This window comes from Hydrogenophaga sp. 2FB, from assembly GCF_005503365.1.
In the GTDB taxonomy this organism is placed as follows: Bacteria; Pseudomonadota; Gammaproteobacteria; order Burkholderiales; family Burkholderiaceae_C; genus Hydrogenophaga.
The window spans coordinates 32,926-47,138 of sequence record NZ_SCML01000018.1; the positions used below are offsets into that span (position 1 = coordinate 32,926).

Sequence of the window (14,213 nt, forward strand, 5' to 3'; positions counted from 1 at the left end):
TCTAGGTGGCAGGGTGCGAAGGTCAGTCAAACGCCGTGGTGAAGATCAGGTCGATCGCGTTCTCTTCACCCGCCCGCGCCCGCACCGTCACGCGGCGCGAGAGGTCGTAGAACATCGACACCGTGCCCATCGCGCCCGCCAGGCTGGCTTCGTAGGTGAGGTACAGCTTGTTGGACAGGCGCTTGCCCAGCGTGAGCGCGGCCGCCGTGGTGGTGCCATCCGCGTTCGTGGCATTGCCGGCGAAGGACAGTTCGTCCAGGCCGAACGCGCTCGCCAGTCCGCCATCGAGGTTGCTGCCGTTGCGCGACAGCAGCGCCAGCGCGGCCTGTTGCAGCACCGCGGCTTCCGCGCCCGCGCCACTGGCCGGGCGGCCCAGCACCAGCCAGGCGAGCTTCTCGCTGTCGGGCAACTCGGGGTCGGAGAACAGCCGCACGCGCGGCACCTGCGCGCTGCCGCTGATGAGCACGCCCACGCGCTGCGTGGTGTTGGGGCGCACGGCGGTGATGTCGAGCGTGGGGTTGTCGTACGGCCCGTTGAAGCGCAGCACACCGGTTTCGATCAGGAGCCGCTGGCCGTAGGCGCGGTAGGTGCCACGCACGGTGCGCACTTCGCCGATCACGCGCGGCGCGGGGGAGGCGGGCGTGCTGCGCACGTTGAGTTGGCCGCTCAGGCGTGTCTGCAGGCCTTGGCCGCGCACCTCGAAGTTCTCGCCCAGGTTCAGGTCGACCAGCACATCGGGTTGCACGCGAAAGGCGTTCGGGTCTTCCAGTGGCCGCTCGGTGCCGCGCACCACCACGTCCGCGCCCAGGCTGGGCGTGGATTCGTCGGGCAGCACGAACAAGGCGCTGTCGGCGGTGAGCTGGCCGCGCAACTGCAACGCCGTGCCGGCGAGCTCGGCCTGCAACTGGCCGGAGAGCGTGAGCAGGCGGTCGGCGCGGTTGGACACGCGCAGCTTCGTGGCCGTGGCCTGCAGGCTGATGTAGGGCTGGCGGCGCGGCTGGCCATCCACCGTCACCGTGCGCCATTCGGTGCTGCCCGTGGCCAGCAAGGTGCCGCCGTTCTCCACCCCCCCAGCGCCTTGCAGGTAGAAGCGCTCGATGGTGATGCGCTCGCCCGCCAGCGTGGCGCGCAACTGCCCGCGCGAGAAGGCAATGCCGTTGACGAGCGATCGCAGCGCGAGGTCGTCGGCGTTGAGCGAGCCGTTGAGCAGGGGCTTGTCGCGCGTGCCGCCGAGCGTGAGGTCGGCGCCGAGCGAACCGCGCACGCGCCAGCCCGGTGGTGCCAGCGCGGACCACACGCCCAGCTGCGGCAGGCTCGCCTTGAGGGTGCCGCGCAAGGGCGCTTGTTCGGCCCAGTGCCAGGCGCTCTGGTCGGCGTTGGGCGGGCTGAGCGTGGTGCCGATGTCGGCGCTGGCCTGGCCCAGGCGTTCGCTGTCCCAGCGCAGGCGGGCGAGCACGTTGCTGCCTTGCGTTTCGATGTCGAGTTGTGCCGTGCGGATGCCGGTCTGCAGGCGCTGGGTGGACGGCGTGTTCTCGTCGAAGTTGCCATCGGTCTGCACCGAGAGGTCGCCGCTGCGCCGCTGGAGTTGGGCGGTGAGGCGTGGCGGTGCGTTGGCGTCGGCGGGCAGGGAGAGGTCCCAGGCACCGTCGAACACCACGTCGCCGCCCAGGCCGGATTCGCTCAAGGGCCCATGGCGCGCGCCTTGGGGCGTGGCGAGCGCGTCCACCCAGGACAGCGGCAGGCTGGTGAGCCGCCCGCGCGTGTCCAGCGCGCCGGCGCGCCAGGTGATGCGGTCCCAGGCCAGTGTCATGGGCGTGGTGACGGTGGGTGTGGCGGCGGCCGCGGCGGCAGTGGCCGCGGAGACGGCGACAGTGGCGGTGGCCGCGGGCGCGGCGCGGCGGCGGAACACGGGTTGCAACCGCAGTTGGCCGGGGTCGGCCTGCACTTGCAGCGTATCGCTGCGCGCGCCCTGCCATTGCACGGCCAGCGCGGCCACGCTCTCCAGCGTCCATTCCACCGTGCGGTCGGGGCGGGCGCTGTCGGTGGCCTGCAGTTTCAGCCGGCCGAGTTCGAGGCGGCCGGTGTCGATGTCGGGCTGGCGTGCATTGCCCAGTTGCAGCACGCCTTCCGTGTCGAGTGTGGCGCGCCACGGGCCTTGCTCGGCCTGGCCCGCGAGGCTGAGGGCGAGGCGTTCGGGCGGGCCGTTGGCCTGCAGCTTGAGCGCGCTGAGGTGGATGTCTTGTGTGGCGGTGGGGATCTCGGGGTTGCCGGTGGCAACCTGGTGCGTGATGCGCAGGCGCGGCGCGTTCAGGCCGAGTTGCAGGCGCGGCGGCGCGGCAGTGGTGGCGCCGGCGGCGGGCGGCGGGTAGCCGAACACGCCCAGGCCTCCTTGCCAATCGGCGTTGAGTTGGGCGCTGCCCTCGGCTTGCAGGCCGGGCTGGCTGTCGAGCGCGGTGCGGATCTGCGGGCCGACCACGGGCAGGGTTTGCAGGCTGCGCACCCAGGCGAGCACGCGGCTCGCGTCGCCGAGGTTGAGGTCCAGGTCGCCCTGGCCCTGGGCGTGCGCCGTCTTGCCTTTCCAGTCGGCCTGCGCGCCGGGCAGCTGCAGCGCGACCCGGCCGTCGAAGCTGCGCGCCACGGTGTCGAACGCGCCCTTGACGTCGAGCGTGGCGTCGGCGGCGTTCAGACGGGCTTCACGAAGTTCGAGCACGCCTTGCGAGGCGTTGTCGGCGTGGGGCCGCCAGCGGCCTTTCACATCCAGTTCGCGCAGCCGCACACCGGCCAGCGCGCCATCCCGGGGCTGCGCGCGCGAGGGCTGCACGCGCGCGCTGAGGTCGATGGCCGCGCGTGGCGTGTTGGCGTCCACCGTGCGCGCCGTGACGGTGCCGTCGAGCGCGGCGGGCGCGATGCTGCTCCAGAGTTGCGCGGGGTTGACGCGGGTCGCTTTGATGTCGCCCTGCCACTGGCCCAGCGGCGAAGCTTGCGCGCCGCTCGCGGGCTCCCACCAGCCCTGGCCTTGCACCGCGCCGCCGCCCAGCTGGGCGTCGAGCTGCGTGAGCGTCCAGCGTGGGCCGCGTTGTTCGAGGTCGACGTTGAGTGTGTCCAGTGGCAGGCGTTGCCGGTCGGCCGGGCCGCTGCCCGCGTTGGCCAAGCGGACCTCGGCGCGCCAGGCCTCGCCCTCGGGCTGCGCCTTCACCGTGCCACCGAGCAGCGTGACCGGCGCCTGCGGCCAGAAGGCATGCAGGTCGATCCGCTCCATGGTGATGTCGGCCGACTCGATCGGCTGCGCGCCCCAGGGCCGAAGGCGCGCCTTGCCATCGAGCGTGGGCGCGTCGGCCGGGGCCGCTCCGCCGACGGCCTTCACGCTGGCGGTCGCGTCCAGCGCGGCGTCGGTGGTGGCCAGGGTGCCGGTGATGTTGGCGAGGGCCTGCAGTGTCACGGCCTCGCCACCGGGCACGGTGGTCTGCACCTCGCCGCTGGCGTCCACGCGCAGCGGCATCGGGGCTTGCGCGCCCAACACGGCCTTGGCCTGGTAGCGGCCGCCGGCGACTTGCACGTTGTCCAGATCGAACTGGTGCGCGTCGGCCACACCGAGGTTCCAGACGCTGTCGGCCGGGCGGTAGCGGTACTGGCCCTTCATGCCGCTGAACGTGAGCGGCGATTCCCCGGCCAGCACGAGTTCGCCGATGGACCACGGCAGGGTGACCGGCAGTGGCAGTGTGATCGGTTGCAGCGGTTCGGGTGGCTCGTCGGGCGCGGGCGGGCGCTGGTCGTCGATCTGCAAACGGCCGATGTCGAGCTGCGACAGCCGCACGCCGCGCCCGAGCAGGGCATCGGCCCAGAACCATTTGCTCAAGCCGATGCGCGTGTCCGTGGCCACCACGCTCAGGCCGTCGCGCTGCCATTGCAGCCGCGCGATCTGGCCGCCGCGCAGCAGGCTGCCCTGCACGTCAGCGACATCGAGGGTGCCAGCGTTTGGCCCCTGTTTCGCCATGAACGATTGGCCCCAGCCGATGGCCTGCGCCAACGAGCCCGGCGACGCGGCCCAGAAGCCGACACCCACCACGACGAGCAACACCAGCGCGGCCAGGCCACCGAAGACCCAGCGCACCACGCGGCCGATGCGCGAGGGCGGCGGGCGGGTGGTGTCGGGGTCGGTGCTGCTCATGCGCGCGGTCAGAACGTGAAGCCCACGTTGAGGTGGATGCGGAAGCGCTTGACCTCCAGACCGTAGGCCAGGTCCAGCTGCAGCGGGCCCACCGGGCTGTTGTAGCGGATACCAGTGCCCACGCCCCACACGGGTTTGAGGTCGCCGGCCTTGTTGGCAATGGCGCCACCGTCGATGAAGAGCACATTCTCCCAATTCGAACGCCGGTCGCTGTTCCAGATCGGGCGCTGCCATTCCAGGCTCACCACGCCTTTGTAGCGGCCGGGTCCGATGGTGCCGTCGGCGCGCGGCACGCCGATGTCGCGCAGGCCGTAGCCGCGCACGGTGTTGTCGCCACCGGTGATGAAGAGTTGCGTGTCGGGAATGGGGGCCGAATCGCGCGCCACCACCGCGCCGCCTTCGACGCGCAGCGCCAGCCGGCCCAGCTCGGTGCGACGCCCGGGCGCGCTCACGTCGCGCGCCTGACCGGGCACCGGGTCGGCGGCGCGGGCGATCGCGCCCAGCGGCCAGTAGGTGAGCCAGCGCGCCTGCGTGCGGGCGAACGGCTGGCGGTCATTGCCCAGCGTGTAGCCCGCGCCCACCTCGACCGAGAGGCCGTAGCCGCGGTTCGGAAACACCAGGTCGTCGAAACGGCGCCGCGTCCAGGCGTAGTTGAGGGTGATGGACGACTTCGCATCCTCCTGCGCGGCGGCCGACAGCAAGCCGCTTTTGACGTGGGCGCGGTCGTACTGCAAGTAGAAGCTGCGGTCGTACTCGACGCCCAACTGCGTTTGCCCCACGCGCAGGCGCTGACTGCTGGTGGTGGTGAACTCGTCGATCTGCTTGGCGAGTTGCCCGCCGAAGATCTTGCGCCAGCCGTCGTCGTTGGGGGTAGAGCTCCAGTCGGTGCTGGCGAGCTGGTCGTCGCGTTCGAGCTGCAGCTTGCTCACCACGCGCCAGCCGATGCCGGGCACGCTGTTGTGCGTGTGTTCCAGCGACAGGCGCGCGCCGTTGTCGGTGCTGCCGCCGATGCCGATCACCACCTTCTGGCGCTTGGCCTCGCGCAGTTGCACCTGCACCGGCAGCGTTTCGCCGTCGGTGGTGGGTTCGGCGTAGACGAACACCGAGTCGTAGTAGCCGGTCTCGGCGAGGCGGCGCTGCGCGTCCTGCAGCTTTTCGAGGTCGTAGTCGCTGCCTTCGGTGAGGCCGGAGAGGCGCACCAGACGCTGGGCGGTGATGGCGTCGTAGCGCTCGGCGCCTTGCACCACGACGTCGCCCATGCGCATGGCCTTGCCGGAGTCGAGTTCGATGTAAAGCCGTGCCTGGTTCGCCTCGGCGTCGATGTCGGCCAGGCTGTTCTGCACCCGGCCCAGCGGGTAGCGCTTGGCGGTCAGGGCGCGCAAGGCGGCGGTCTTGGTGCGGTCCCAGTCGGCCTGGGAGAAAGGCAAGCCGGCGATCAGACCCGCTTCGTGCTGGATGTCGGCGCGTTGCGCGGCAGCCTCGGGCGCGTTGGCGATGTCGCCCACGAAAGACACGTTGACCAGCGCGACCTGCGTCACCGGCCCGGGCTCGACCTTCACGACGATGGTGCCCAGAAATGCGTTGCGGAGCGCTCGGTCGCCATTGCCGGCGTCGGTGGCTGCCTCACCCAGGCCTGGTGGTGCGATCACCTCCACCGTGGGCGAAAAATGGCCCAGCGTGGCCAGGAGTTCGCGCACATTCGCCGGCGCCAGCACGAGCAGGCGCCCGAGCTCGTTGGCGTCGAGGTTGCGCAGCTCGCGGTAGCGCTGCACCTCCATGTGGCGCAGCAGAAAGGCGCCGATGGCCTCCGGGGCCTGCATGTCGATCTCGAAGCGGGGTGCCGTGGCCGCGCGCTGTTGCGCGTTGCGTGGGCGGGGGGCGTCGCTGTCGTCCGTGTCGGCCTGCGCATCGGCCGCCACCGGGGCGGGGGCGGTCTCCTGGGCGTGCGCGGTGAGCGGCCACGCCCAGGTCGTCAAGCTCGCGCACAACAGGATCGGCCATGCCCATGGGGCACGGCCCGGAAGGGGAAATTTCATTCGGCGGTTATTTCGACAGCATGCGCATCGTGTCTTCCAGCCCTTTCAAGGTCAGCGGGTACATGCGCTGGCCCATCAGTTGCTGAATCACACTGATGCTCTGTCGATACTGCCACACCCCTTGGGGTTCCGGGTTGATCCACGCAAACTTGGGAAACGCGTGCGTGAGGCGCTGAATCCACTCCGCGCCGGCCTCTTCGTTGTTGTATTCGACGCTGCCGCCCGGTTGCAAGATTTCGTAAGGACTCATCGTGGCATCGCCGACGAAGATCAGTTTGTAGTCCTTGTTGTACTTGCGGATGATGTCCCAGGTCGGGAATTTCTCGGCGTAGCGGCGCCGGTTGTTCTTCCACATGAAGTCGTAGACGCAGTTGTGGAAGTAGTAGAACTCCAGGTGCTTGAACTCGCTCTTGACCGCCGAGAACAGCTCTTCCACGCGCTGGATGTGCTCGTCCATCGTGCCGCCCACGTCCATGAGCAGCAGCACCTTCACGTTGTTGTGCCGCTCCGGGATCATCTTGATGTCCAGGTAGCCGGCGTTGGCCGCGGTCGCGCGGATGGTGTCGGGCAGGTCGAGCTCGAGATCGTGGCCCTCGCGCGCGAACTTGCGCAGGCGGCGCAGCGCCACCTTGATGTTGCGCGTGCCCAGTTCCTGCGTGTCGTCGTAGTCGCGGTAGGCGCGCTGCTCCCACACCTTCACGGCGCTCTTGTTGCCGCCTTTGCCACCGATGCGCACGCCCTGCGGGTTCTGCCCGCTGTTGCCAAACGGCGAGGTGCCGCCGGTGCCGATCCATTTGCTGCCGCCCTCGTGGCGTTCCTTCTGCTCCTCGAGGCGCTTGCGCAGCGTCTCCATGAGCTCGTCCCAATCCATCTTGGGCGCGTTGGCCTTCTGCTCTTCGGAGAGGATGCGCTCCATCTCCTGGCGCAGCCAGTCGGCGGGAATGGGCTTGGTGAAGTCCGCGATCATCTCCACGCCCTTGAAATAGGCGGCGAAGGCGCGGTCGAACTTGTCGTAGTGCTTCTCGTCCTTCACCAGCGCGGTGCGCGCGAGGAAGTAGAAGTCGTCCATGGAGCACGCTTCGGGGTTGCGTGGACCGACCACGTCGGCCTGCATCGCTTCGAGCAGCGTGAGGTATTCCTTGACCGAGACCGGCAGCTTGGCCGATCGCAGGGTGTAGAAGAAATCGATCAGCATGGTGATCTCCCAGAGTCAGTCGTGCCGGCCGCGCAGGTACAGCAGTTGCGCCTTGGCCTCGGGCCACTCACCCGCGCGCATGCTGTACATCACCGTATCACGGATGGTGCCGTCGCGGCGCAGGGCGTGGCCGCGGATGACACCGTCCTTTTTCGCGCCCAGGCGTTCGATCGCCTTTTGCGAGGCGAAGTTGTAGTTGTCGGTGCGCCAGCCCACCACGTGGCAGCCCAGCGTGTCAAAGGCGTGGCCCATCATGAGCAGCTTGCAGGTGGTGTTGACGTGCGTGCGCTGCACGCGGCGGGCGTACCAGGTGTAGCCAATCTCCACGCGTTTCACGGCCGGCAGGATGTCGTGGTAGCTCGTGCTGCCCAGCACCTGGCCGCTGGCCTCGTCGGTGACGGCGAAGGCGAAACGCGTGCCGTCGGCGCGCATCTGCAGGGCCGACTCGATGTAGGCACGCGCCTGCTCGGGTTCGGGCACCGAGGTGATGCGCAGCGTCCAGAGTTCGCCGTCGGCGGCCGCAGCGCGCAGGCCCGCCTCGTGGTCGAGCGACAGCGGCACCAGGGCAATGCCGTGGGCGCGCAGGGTGACGGGCTCGACAAAGGCCATGGCGGGGCGATCAGTTGGAGGAGCGGGGCGTGATCAGGCGGCGCGCCACGATCTTGCCGACGCCGCAGCCCAGGGCGATCAGCGCCAGCCCGGCCATCTCGCGCCAGCCGAAGGCATCGGGTGCGGCGAAAAAATCCAGCCCGAGTTGTTTGCCCAAGGCCCAGCCGGCCAACGAGCCGATGACAAAGCCCGACGCGTCGGCCAGGCCTTCTTTCAGCGCGTTTCGGATCTGCTTGTCCATGGTGGGCTCAGCGGTTGCGCTGGTTCATGAAGACGAGCTTCTCGAACAGCGTGGTGTCCTGCTCGTTCTTGAGCAGCGCGCCCACCAGCGGCGGCACGCTGACCTTGCTGTCGGCGCTTTGCAGGGCTTCCAGCGGAATGTCTTCGGCCATCAGCAGCTTGAGCCAGTCCAGCAACTCCGAGGTGCTGGGCTTTTTCTTCAGGCCGGGCAGGTTGCGCACGTCGTAGAAGGTCTTCATGGCCGCGGCCAGCAGTTCCTTCTTGAGCTTGGGGAAATGCACGTCGACGATGCGCTGCATCGTCTCGGCTTCGGGGAACTTGATGTAGTGGAAGAAGCAGCGGCGCAGGAAGGCGTCGGGCAGTTCCTTTTCGTTGTTCGAGGTGATGAACACCAGCGGGCGGTGCTTGGCGCGGATCATCTCGTGCGTTTCGTAGCAGTAGAACTCCATGCGGTCGAGTTCGCGCAGCAAGTCGTTGGGGAATTCGATGTCCGCCTTGTCGATTTCGTCGATCAGCAGGGCGACGGGTGCGTCCGCCGTGAACGCCTGCCAGAGCACGCCCTTGACGATGTAGTTGTGGATGTCCTTGACGCGCTCGTCGCCCAGCTGCGAATCGCGCAGGCGGCTGACCGCGTCGTACTCGTACAGGCCTTGTTGCGCCTTGGTGGTGCTCTTGATGTGCCACTGCAGCAACGGCAGCTTCAGGGCGGTCGCCACTTCCTCGGCCAGCATGGTCTTGCCGGTGCCGGGCTCGCCCTTGACGAGCAACGGGCGCTTGAGCGTGATGGCGGCGTTGACGGCCAGCATCAGGTCTTGCGTGGCAACGTAGTTTTCAGAGCCTTGGAATTTCATGGTCGCTTTGCTGGAGAGGTTGACAGGATGTCGCGCAGAAGAAGGCCACCTTCGCGACCCGGCAGGGGCCCGCGCGCCGAGGGCTTTGGCGGAGGGGCCGTTTGCCCAGTCTATATAATCGGCGGTTGATTTTTCACCTGCCGATCCATTCATTGTGCTTGCAAAATGATTCAACTGTTGCCCACGATCGTCCGTTCCCTTGTCGCCGTTGCGACGTTTTCAGCGGTTACCGTGGCCGCTCACGCCCAGGGTGTGACGGGTGACGTGCAAGCCGGCCACAAGAAAGCCGAGATGTGCATCGGCTGCCATGGCATTCCGGGCTACCAGAACAGTTTCCCCGAAATCCACAAGGTGCCGATGATCTCGGGCCAGTCGGACAAGTACATCGTCTCGGCGCTGACAGCCTACAAGAAGGGCGACCGCAAGCACCCGACCATGCGCGGCATCGCCGGTTCGCTGAGCGACCAGGACATGGCCGATCTCGGTGCCTTCTACGCCTCGCAGGCCGACAAGACCGCGGCCGACGCGCCCCGCACCGCCAGCACGGCCGCGGCCGCGCTGATCGAAAAGGGCGCCTGCGCGTCCTGCCATGGCGCCAACTTCAGCAAGCCGATCGACCCGAGCTACCCCAAGATTGGCGGCCAGCACGCCGACTACCTGTACTTCGCGCTCAAGGCCTACACGGTCGAAGGCAACAAGGTGGTCGGCCGTTCGAACGGCATCATGGCCGGCATCGCCAAGCAGTACACGCATAGCGAAATGCGCGAGATCGCGAAGTACCTGTCGACGGTCGAGGGTGAGCTCAAGACCGTGCCGCAGTCGCGCTTCCGCTGACCGTCCGGAATCCCCCGGCCCATGACGCCCGATGCACCGCATCGGGCGTTTGCGTTTGTGGAGCGACGCATGCAGTCGCTCGCCAGCATCGGCGGCGCATCAGGGCTCGCGCGGACAGCCGCTTCCCGGCCCACCGTCGAGGTGGGCCATCAGCACCGGCGCCATGGAGCGCAGGATCTGCACCGGCAGGCCGGAGGTGAAGCGGTAGTCGGCCGCGTTCGATCCGACCACGTAGGCGGTCACGCTGCCGAAGTGCCGCGGCCCCAGGTAGAACACGAAGGTGGCGGTGCGGTTCAGAGCGAGGCCTCCACGCCCGTTCACCACCACGCGGTTGTCGCCGGTGCCGGTCTTGCCACCGAGCGACAGGTCGTCTCCCGAGGCGGACTGGAAACTGCCGGCGAGCCGGCGGGCGGTGCCCGCTTCCACCACTTCCGACAAGGCCTTCTTCAAGGTCTTGGCCACTTCGGGCGCCATCACCTGTTCACCCGCCACCGGCGTGGGCCGCAGCGCGGTTTCCCACGGTGTGCCCTGGGCGAAGCGCAGGTCGGCGATGCGGTGTGTGGGCCGACGCACCCCACCATTGACGACGATGCCCATCAGCTCGGCCAGCGCGGCGGGCCGGTCCCCGGAGCTGCCCAGGGCCGTGGCCAGCGACGGCACGAGCTGGCCGAAGGGATAGCCCAGGCGGGCCCACCGGCGGTGGATGTCCAGAAAGGCCTCCACCTCCAGCATGGTGTAGATGCGCGCGTCCTGCGCATTCTTCGCGCGTGTGCGGAACAGCCACCGGTAGACATCCTGGCGCTCGGTGGCGCTGGCGGCGACCGCTTCGCTTAGCGTGGCTTGAGGGTGTTGCAGGCGGTAGGCCACCAGCCAGAGTTCCAGCGGGTGTACGCGGGCCACATAACCCCGGTCCGGCAAGTCGAAGGCGTCGAGCGCGAAGCGCTTGTGCAACTCGGCCACGCGCGCCGCCTCGGGCGCCTTCTCACCCATGCGCTCCGACAGGAACGCGCCCAGGGCTTCGGGTGATGCCGAGGGCTCCAGGTAGCGGAACACCGCGGCCAGCCGATCGGCGCCGGGACGCAGCCCGTCCAGCAGCATGGCGCGCAGTTCCTGCGGGGTGCGGTTGTCGGTCTTGCGCCAGAAGCGGCGCAGGAAGGCCTGGCCTTCGCGGTCGGCGAACAGGGCCAGGTAGGTGTCGCGGCGTGGGTCGAGTTTGTCCTCCAGCAGCCGCGCGGTGCCACCCGATTCCTGGTACATGGTGTGGCGCACGATCTCGCGCAGCAGGCGCACGAACGGCAGGTTGATGGAGGCCTGCATGGCTTCGCGCAGGCTGGGTTGTCGCGCGTCGTCCTTGCGGTTGAAGTTGTGGAAGCTGTGCAGGCCACCACCGGTGAAGAACGGCTCGTGCGGGCTGGCGGAAAAGCGCCGGTCCATTGCCGCTTCCAGCATCGCGCCCAGGCTGCGGTCGTTCGGGCCCGACAGGTATTGCACGGCCCAGCGGCTCAGGCTGTCCTGCGGGCTGACGTCGGTGGCCTTCAGCGCCGCGGACTCCAGCGGCGCGAGCCTGCCGTGCAACTCGGTGACCAGTTCCAGGTAGGTCGCCAGCACGCGCAGCTTGGCGGTGGAACCCAGCTCGAGCTTGCTGCCTTCGTTGATGTCGAACGGCTGCTGGGTGGTGTCGGTCTGCACCCGGACCATGTTGCCCTGCGGCGTGCTTTCCATCAGGGTGAAGCTGTAGCGCACATCGCCCAGGGTGTCGGGTTGCAGCAGGCGCTCGCCCATCAGTTGTTGCGTGCGGGCGAAGGCCGGGTCGCTCAGGCGGCCGAGGTAGGTGCTGACGGCGTCCTGAAGCTTCCCGTTCAGCGTGGTGCTGGCCTGGGCGTCGAGCCGGTCCAGGCCGTAGAGCGAGGTGCCGAGCAGGCCGGCCAGCTTGGTGCGCACGGCGGTCATGCCCTTGCTCGCGGGGGAGGGCAGCAGCGGCGGGTTCTTGACCATGTCGCGGAACACCAGCGTCTGCTGCAGCGCGGCGTCGCGCCAGGCGGGGTCGATGATGCCCGCTTCGGTCAGCAGGCGCAGGTGGGCATCGGTGGCGCGGTCGAGGTCCTGGCGGCCTTGCGCGAGGTACCACGAGGGCCTGCGGTGGGCGATCATCAGCGCCACCGCCTGGCGCAGCACCCGGCCACGCGCCGCGGGGTCTTCCGCCGCGCCGTCGCCATTGGTCGAGAGCGAGGCCATGGCGCGCCCGAAGTCGGTGCCGAACCACACCCACAGACCGTCGCCCAGGCCATGTACCTCGCCGTGGCGCGGCGCCGCCGACAGGGGCACCGTGTTCAGGTAATCCAGCACCAGTTGCCGGCGTGCCGGCAGCGTGTCGGTGCCTTGCTGGTAGGCCCGCACCGAGGCCGAGGCCATCTGCCGCAGCTTTTCGCGCGCGTCGTGCGTGATGCCGCCGGGTGAATGGCGGTACTTCTCGATCTGCGTGGCCAGCGTGCTGCCGCCGTGCGCGTCGATGTCGGCATCGATGTGGCTACCCACCTGCGCGAGCACGGCGCGCGTGAAGCGCACCCAGTCCACCGCCGGGTTCATCTGCGGGCGCGCAGGGTCGAGCAGGTCGCGGTTTTCGATGAACAGCAGGGCTTGCACCACCACCGGCGGCACGCTGTCGAAGCTTTCGAAGCGACGGTAGGGGTAACGAAAGGCGTGCAGCGACTCCCGGCTGCAATCGAACACGGTCAGTCCCGTGTGGGTCTTCTCCGCGTAGGGGGCAAACCAGCCGCGCTCCAGGTGGGACCGCAGGGCGTCGTCCTGGCGCGACTGCTCCGCGATCTCGAAGCCGCGCTCCTGCAGGCGTGTGGCGTAGGCGGGAATGCCGGTATAGCCCATGCGTTCGTCGAACGGGCCGTGGGCCGGGAACCGGATGTGGTCCGCGGGACCGGGGGCGACGTGGTGCCTCAGGGTGGCGGCGTAGCCGCTCAGTTCCCGCGCTTGCCAATACGAGGTCTGCACCTCTCGCCGCAACAGCATCGCGGCGACCACGCACAGGAGCAGCAGGACCACCTGCCACGACAGGCGAAAGCCGGTGGAGCGCTGGTGACCGGGTGAGTCACCCAAGCGTGCCGTGTGCGGCTTTACCCCAACGCGTTGTTCGACCATGGTGTGCTCCTCCATTTGCTGAAAAGCACCTGTGCAGATCCAGTGCGAGTGCGTGTGAAGTGCCGAAACCGCGTGGTCTGCACGCAAACGCATTCTGTATCGCGCTGGAGGCTATCTTGCACCTGCGCGGGTTTGCGCGCTATCGATCTTCTGTCGAAGGGGAAAGGGTGACGCGCAGTCACGACATTTTTCGCCCAAAAAAAGCCTCAGCGAAACTGAGGCTTCGGAACCGACACTGCGCCCGGCGCGATCACACGGCGTTGTGGCTGCCGGGCTGTGTGGGCGAAAAATGCGCGACCAGCTCGTGCTCTTCCCCCGGGTAGGCCAGCCGAACAAAAGTGACCGGGCTGTCCCCCGTCCAGGTACGGCGCTGAATGATCAGGCATGGCGTGCCCGATGGCACCTTCAGCAAGGACGCCATCAGGGCGTCCGAGGCGCCGGCCCGAATGCGGTGCTCGGCCGAAGTCCAGGGCACATGGCTGACCAGCCAGGCACCGGGTGGCTCATCCCGGAAGGATTCATCGGCCGCATGCGGCACGGCCGCCAGGTTGATCAGCCGATGTTCCAGGCAGAACGGCGCGTTGCCGGCATAGTGCAGGCTGCGCAGTTCGATCAGCGGCCCCGCCTTGTCCAGCCCCAGCGCATCCATGTCGGCGCGCAGGCTGCGCCGCTTGCTGCGGCTGATCAGCTCGTAGCGGTAGGGCAGACCCAGCGCAAGTATCTCGGCGCGGATGTCCTGGATTTCCAGCACCGCCGAGCGTGAACGCGAGTGCATGACGAAGCTGCCGGCCTTGCGCCGCCGCTCCACCATGCTGGCGCGCGCCAGTTGCGTCAGCACCTTGTTGACGGTCATGCGCGAGCACTGATAGCGCTTGGTCAACTCGTGCTCGGACGGAATCCGGTGCCCGGGAGGCCATTCGCCGCTCAGGATGCGCTGCTCGATATCGCTCAGGATCCGCTGATGCAGCGATACCGCGATGGCCGACTTGCCGGCAGGGGGCTGCGCCTTGGTCGATGTGCCCGAGATTGCGCCAGGTCGGATAGGTTTGTCAGCCAGCGTCATCGGACAAGCATAGCCGCACCGCGGTCCGGGCAGGCATCACGGAACGGGTCTGGGCGCGGCTCCA

The 14,213-nt window shown here is 68.4% G+C and carries 9 protein-coding genes; 1 reads left to right on the forward strand and 8 read right to left on the reverse strand.

Translation table 11 applies throughout. The features are described 5' to 3' along the window. Positions 1-22: 22 nt before the first annotated feature. Genes FFS09_RS12415 through FFS09_RS12440 form a run of 6 tightly spaced genes read right to left on the reverse strand, consistent with a single transcriptional unit; the run spans position 23 to position 9,099 of the window. The gene (locus FFS09_RS12415) at positions 23-4,168 is read right to left on the reverse strand and encodes a translocation/assembly module TamB domain-containing protein (RefSeq protein ID WP_137919195.1); all 4,146 of its coding nucleotides are present in this window, start codon (positions 4,166-4,168) and stop codon (positions 23-25) included. An 8-nt stretch (positions 4,169-4,176) separates the two neighbouring features. Continuing rightward, positions 4,177-6,204 carry an autotransporter assembly complex protein TamA gene (locus FFS09_RS12420; RefSeq protein WP_137919196.1) on the reverse strand — a complete coding sequence of 676 codons (2,028 nt, stop codon included), beginning with the start codon at positions 6,202-6,204 and terminating at the stop codon, positions 4,177-4,179. A gap of 7 nt (positions 6,205-6,211) precedes the next feature. Next, positions 6,212-7,399: a vWA domain-containing protein gene (locus FFS09_RS12425; RefSeq protein ID WP_137919197.1), complete on the reverse strand. Its 1,188-nt coding sequence runs from the start codon at positions 7,397-7,399 to the stop codon at positions 6,212-6,214. Positions 7,400-7,414: 15 nt separating this feature from the next. Continuing rightward, entirely contained in the window at positions 7,415-8,008 is a 594-nt protein-coding gene (locus FFS09_RS12430) for a GNAT family N-acetyltransferase (RefSeq protein WP_137919198.1), read from the reverse strand. Between the two features lie 10 nt (positions 8,009-8,018). Then, positions 8,019-8,249 carry a hypothetical protein gene (locus tag FFS09_RS12435; protein ID WP_137919199.1) on the reverse strand — a complete coding sequence of 77 codons (231 nt, stop codon included), beginning with the start codon at positions 8,247-8,249 and terminating at the stop codon, positions 8,019-8,021. A gap of 7 nt (positions 8,250-8,256) precedes the next feature. Continuing rightward, complete coding sequence (locus tag FFS09_RS12440) at positions 8,257-9,099, reverse strand: AAA family ATPase (protein ID WP_137919200.1); 843 nt, start codon at positions 9,097-9,099, stop codon at positions 8,257-8,259. 165 nt (positions 9,100-9,264) lie between these two features. Here FFS09_RS12440 and FFS09_RS12445 point away from each other — a divergent pair, with 165 nt between their 5' ends. Beyond that, the gene (locus tag FFS09_RS12445; protein WP_137919201.1) at positions 9,265-9,933 is read left to right on the forward strand and encodes a c-type cytochrome; all 669 of its coding nucleotides are present in this window, start codon (positions 9,265-9,267) and stop codon (positions 9,931-9,933) included. Positions 9,934-10,032: 99 nt separating this feature from the next. Here the strand turns inward: FFS09_RS12445 and FFS09_RS12450 are convergent, their stop codons facing one another. Both FFS09_RS12450 and hutC read right to left on the reverse strand, forming a co-directional pair. Then, a complete protein-coding gene (locus FFS09_RS12450) occupies positions 10,033-13,086 on the reverse strand; it encodes a transglycosylase domain-containing protein (protein ID WP_137919202.1) in 3,054 nt (1,017 codons plus the stop codon). Between the two features lie 250 nt (positions 13,087-13,336). Then, positions 13,337-14,149 carry a histidine utilization transcriptional repressor HutC gene (gene hutC, locus FFS09_RS12455; RefSeq protein WP_137919203.1) on the reverse strand — a complete coding sequence of 271 codons (813 nt, stop codon included), beginning with the start codon at positions 14,147-14,149 and terminating at the stop codon, positions 13,337-13,339. Positions 14,150-14,213: the final 64 nt, after the last annotated feature.

What these genes read in the sequence shown, in the direction of transcription:
- FFS09_RS12415 (WP_137919195.1), bottom strand. Translation starts at nt 4,168, where the DNA reads ATGAGCAGCACCGACCCCGACACCACCCGCCCGCCGCCCTCGCGCATC.
- FFS09_RS12420 (WP_137919196.1), bottom strand. Translation starts at nt 6,204, where the DNA reads ATGAAATTTCCCCTTCCGGGCCGTGCCCCATGGGCATGGCCGATCCTG.
- FFS09_RS12425 (WP_137919197.1), bottom strand. Translation starts at nt 7,399, where the DNA reads ATGCTGATCGATTTCTTCTACACCCTGCGATCGGCCAAGCTGCCGGTC.
- FFS09_RS12430 (WP_137919198.1), bottom strand. Translation starts at nt 8,008, where the DNA reads ATGGCCTTTGTCGAGCCCGTCACCCTGCGCGCCCACGGCATTGCCCTG.
- FFS09_RS12435 (WP_137919199.1), bottom strand. Translation starts at nt 8,249, where the DNA reads ATGGACAAGCAGATCCGAAACGCGCTGAAAGAAGGCCTGGCCGACGCG.
- FFS09_RS12440 (WP_137919200.1), bottom strand. Translation starts at nt 9,099, where the DNA reads ATGAAATTCCAAGGCTCTGAAAACTACGTTGCCACGCAAGACCTGATG.
- FFS09_RS12445 (WP_137919201.1), top strand. Translation starts at nt 9,265, where the DNA reads ATGATTCAACTGTTGCCCACGATCGTCCGTTCCCTTGTCGCCGTTGCG.
- FFS09_RS12450 (WP_137919202.1), bottom strand. Translation starts at nt 13,086, where the DNA reads ATGGTCGAACAACGCGTTGGGGTAAAGCCGCACACGGCACGCTTGGGT.
- hutC (WP_137919203.1), bottom strand. Translation starts at nt 14,149, where the DNA reads ATGACGCTGGCTGACAAACCTATCCGACCTGGCGCAATCTCGGGCACA.